Origin of the sequence: Massilimicrobiota sp. SW1139 (genome assembly GCF_012027715.1) — a bacterium.
Lineage (GTDB): Bacteria > Bacillota_I > Bacilli_A > Erysipelotrichales > Coprobacillaceae > Allocoprobacillus > Allocoprobacillus merdigallinarum.
Genome location: NZ_SJOR01000039.1, coordinates 1 through 4,007, shown reverse-complemented (window position 1 = coordinate 4,007; position 4,007 = coordinate 1). Strand labels below are relative to the sequence as shown.

The window sequence follows — 4,007 nt, the reverse complement described above, 5'->3', positions numbered from 1 at the left end:
ATTTATATTATTTAAACGGGAGCAATGAGTCTATATTAAAAAAGGATCCTACAAATAAGTCATATAATTATCAAACTTTTACGTTATTTAAATCAAATAGATATAATTTTTTAAAAGAACAAAAATTAGTATTTGACATTACTATTGATTTTATTTATGACTATTTGGAGAATTTTGAAAACTTAATATTAGATGAAATCACACACATTGTATCTCATATTGAAAACACATATTCTGAGATACAAAATAATCAAAATAATATTTTTTTAAATTGTCTAATTGAAGAAATAATCACTGAATTAGATTATATTTATAATATAATTCCATATGATCTAGATTTTAATGAAATAAATTTTCAAAATAATTATGACCAATATTATAGTATTATTAGAAGTTATCCTTTTTTATTCACCTATTTAATTAAACAAGGATTTATCAAGGGATGATAATATGTCAAAACACTATATATAGCAATTTGTCATGTTTTTATATCTCTTTTTATCCTAAATAAAAATAGAGAGGAATTTTCCTCTCTAAATTATTATATCATTTAGGTTTTAATCCTTTTTATCCCCCTTTATTTGAATTTCTTCTGATGAATCGATTATGCTTTTTTCAATTTTTATACTGAGTAATATTGTTGATAGATGAGTTTTGCTCATCTATTTTTTATATGATTCTGTTACCGCTCCATAAAGCAAGACCTTATTCTTTGCTATGATATTACTTCCAATATAATTTCTTTTATATTCACCCTTCGCTTTGATTAATTATTTTATTGCCCATAATTCTCATATTTTTATGACCATATCTATGTTCCACAATCAATGATATTCAAATAAAATAATTATGTATTACATATTATTTTTAATAATTGATTTTATACCTCCAAAATTTATACTTTTCCAGATACCACTCTCAAAAAAGGATACCATGTTCAGCAAAACTAAAATATCCTCTTTGACATGTAATGATATGATCTATGATTGGGATCTGTAATATTTTTGATACCTCAATTAAGTTCTTTGTTATATCAATATCCGCCTGTGATGGTTCAATGGTATTATTTGGATGCGTATGAAAAAGCATTATTTTCGAGGCATTTGAAAGTATAGCTCCTTTAAACACTTCCCTTGGATGTGAAATTGTCGTATTAACCGTACCAACTGAACATATCTCAAAAGAATTTATTTCATTGACACTATTCATCATAATAACACCAAAATATTCACGATCAGTATTACTAACTATATTGCTGATGACTTCAAATGCTTTATCAGGATTTGAAATCCCCTTACTTTCATATTCAACCATTTTTTCCCTACATATCTTCAAGGAAATAATATTAACTTTTTTCTTCATTTTTTTAATCTCCTTTATTCTTCTATAAAAAGTTGTCTTACTAAATTTCAATAACCTCATAGCTTGTGTACTTGTAATTTCCTTATTTTTCCATTTTTTATATATTTCTTCAAATTTATCATTCTGAATCTTTTTCCTTCCTTTATATTTACCATTTGCCTTTGCAATTGCTATTCCTTCTCTTTGCCTCTCCAAAATATAATCCCTTTCAAGTTGCGAGATTGCTGCCAGAACAGTTAGCATAAATTTACCAATAGGTGTAGAAGTATCTATCTGTTCTTTTACACTTACAAATTGTACTCCTTTATTAGTTAATTGATCAATGAGTTCTAGTAAATCCCGTGTATTACGTGCAAAACGACTAATTGATTCAACCACAACTATATCACCCTTTCTAACAAAACACATCATTTCCTTTAGCATTGGTCTGTGCATATCCTTACCACTCATTTTATCAATAAATAATTTTTCTACATTTAATCTCTGCATAATAACTTCCTGCCTAGTAGTGTTTTGCTCAACAGTAGACACTCTAATATATCCAATTTTCACTATTAATACCTCACTTTGTATATACTAACAATAAACAAATAACGTTCCACTAAGTTACAACTTTAAGTGAAACGTTCCAAAATTTTATATTCAATTTTATTGATACATCAATAGCGTGTTTCAATAGATTATACTCTAAATTAACTTTTCTTTAATTATTTATTTTCCTTTCCATAAAACCTAAAATTTTTGTATCCACATAATAGTTACCAATACCCAAAATAATTAAACAAAATATTTCAAACTTAATATATAGTAAGTATTCTATTAATCCTACAAAAAAGTTTTCTTGAACTAGGACTTTTAATAATCCAAATCCGTTATCAGTTGGATTAATCAAACTATTCATTACTACCAATAAAAATACTACATAAATTACTTTAATTACTATAATCTTTGTTTTTGAATAATTTTTATTTATTGAATTTCTTTTCAATAAGAATAATTTATATATCTCATCATATACTTCGACAAAGAAACAAAATGGTATGATAAAAATAAAATATCTTATAGTATATATAATAAACTTATAATTTTCAGACATATCAATCTGTTTATAAATAAACCATATCGTAGCTAACGCTAATAACCAGTTTATTACTTTCTTACCCAATTCAAGTCTGTTATTTAGTCTTTTTCTTTTTTTATTAACTATATTATTTAAAAAAATATAGTCTTCATTTTCACGGTCTGAACTCACATATTCATTAGTAATTTTACTTTTTTCAGCATATTGCATATTGTCATCTAAATAATATTTATTTTCTGAATTGGAATATGTACTTTCAAATTCTATCGAATTCTCAAGGTATTCATCCACTATTGACTTTGCTTCTCTCAAGCCAATATTAAATTCATCCTGTATTATTTTTATGACTTTTATTTTTTCACACTTATATTCTTTCATACCAAATAACTGCCCTACTCTTTTACAAATATCATTTTTATACTTTTTATTATCATTATCGTCTATAATTTCGGCAGTTTCATTATTTTGTTTTTTTATTTTATTCCCACATTTATTACAAAATTTTGCATTATCATCAAGTTTTGTTCCACATTTATTACAGTACATTTAAATTACCTACTTTCTTAAATAATACTTTTACAACATTATCAACCATATCATTTAACCAATTGCAGTAATATTTATCACGTAACTTGTTCCACCTTCTGAAATATATCCGGTAACAACACAATTTTCCCCAGATTCAAAATATTTATCCAAATCGATATTTTCAAAAGGAACAGAAAGAGTAATAAATTGCCCAGTTTCTTCATCTTGTACTGAATATGGTACACTGAAGCTTCCATTCTTTACAAAAATTCCTTTTATAGTTATTTCTTCTCCAATATTCACATAAGAATTAATGCAATCTTTAACCGATGTTCCATATTCAAAAGACATATCTTTAGTAGTTTGATTTTGATCAATCTTTTCTACATCAATTACTCCAGTATCTTTTAGTACACCCGTAACGACTGCATAACTTCCATTCTTGAAATATGAAGCAAATTCATCTTCAGTAAATCCTTTCAATTTTACAGCATAATTTAAATCTACGTCGGTTAGGTAATTTCCATCCCCAATAACATTTATCATACGACCAGTAATAGTTATCTTTTTATTAACATAGTCATTACTTAATTGATCAAAATCTATTTTATATGTAGGATCCACCTTATTTTTTATTGTGATATCATCTCCAACTAAAATACTCATATCTGGAGAATCTTCTTGTATATCTAAATGCCCTTGTACTATTATTTCACTTCCAGTTCCAACACTCTCTTCTATTCCCATATCATATTTAAAAGTAACTATTTGACTAGAATCTAATGTCTCCCAGTTATCAATGTCAGATACAACAATATAATAACCATTTTTTTCATTATTAGACTCTCTAGTATCTCTTATAATATATCCATGAACAAATAAATTATTTGAAGCATACTTATCTACATCACCATTATATATTTCATTTGCTAAAGTACCAGCCTCTATTTCTACATCTTTAGGAATTGAAAACATAGAAAAACCAATAATAGCTAGTAGAATAACAATTATAAAAGAAATAATAAATACAGACTTT

The 4,007-nt window shown here is 25.8% G+C and carries 4 protein-coding genes; 1 reads left to right on the top strand and 3 read right to left on the bottom strand.

Annotated elements, in window-relative coordinates; all coding sequences use genetic code 11:
* A partial coding sequence (locus tag E0K96_RS11960) for a hypothetical protein (protein WP_168083428.1) occupies positions 1 to 446 on the top strand: 446 nt, incomplete at its 5' end.
* 472 nt (positions 447 to 918) lie between these two features.
* Here the strand turns inward: E0K96_RS11960 and E0K96_RS12370 are convergent.
* From E0K96_RS12370 to E0K96_RS11945, 3 genes are all read right to left on the bottom strand, one after another.
* The gene (locus E0K96_RS12370; RefSeq protein WP_168083426.1) at positions 919 to 1,914 is read right to left on the bottom strand and encodes a recombinase family protein; all 996 of its coding nucleotides are present in this window, start codon (positions 1,912 to 1,914) and stop codon (positions 919 to 921) included.
* Between the two features lie 151 nt (positions 1,915 to 2,065).
* Positions 2,066 to 2,989 carry a zinc ribbon domain-containing protein gene (locus E0K96_RS11950; protein ID WP_168083424.1) on the bottom strand — a complete coding sequence of 308 codons (924 nt, stop codon included), beginning with the start codon at positions 2,987 to 2,989 and terminating at the stop codon, positions 2,066 to 2,068.
* A gap of 54 nt (positions 2,990 to 3,043) precedes the next feature.
* Positions 3,044 to 4,007 (bottom strand): hypothetical protein (locus tag E0K96_RS11945; RefSeq protein ID WP_168083422.1); only part of this gene is annotated, 964 nt, incomplete at its 5' end.

Coding starts and splice junctions, on each gene's coding strand:
- E0K96_RS11950 (WP_168083424.1), bottom strand. CDS start 2,989: ATGTACTGTAATAAATGTGGAACAAAACTTGATGATAATGCAAAATTT.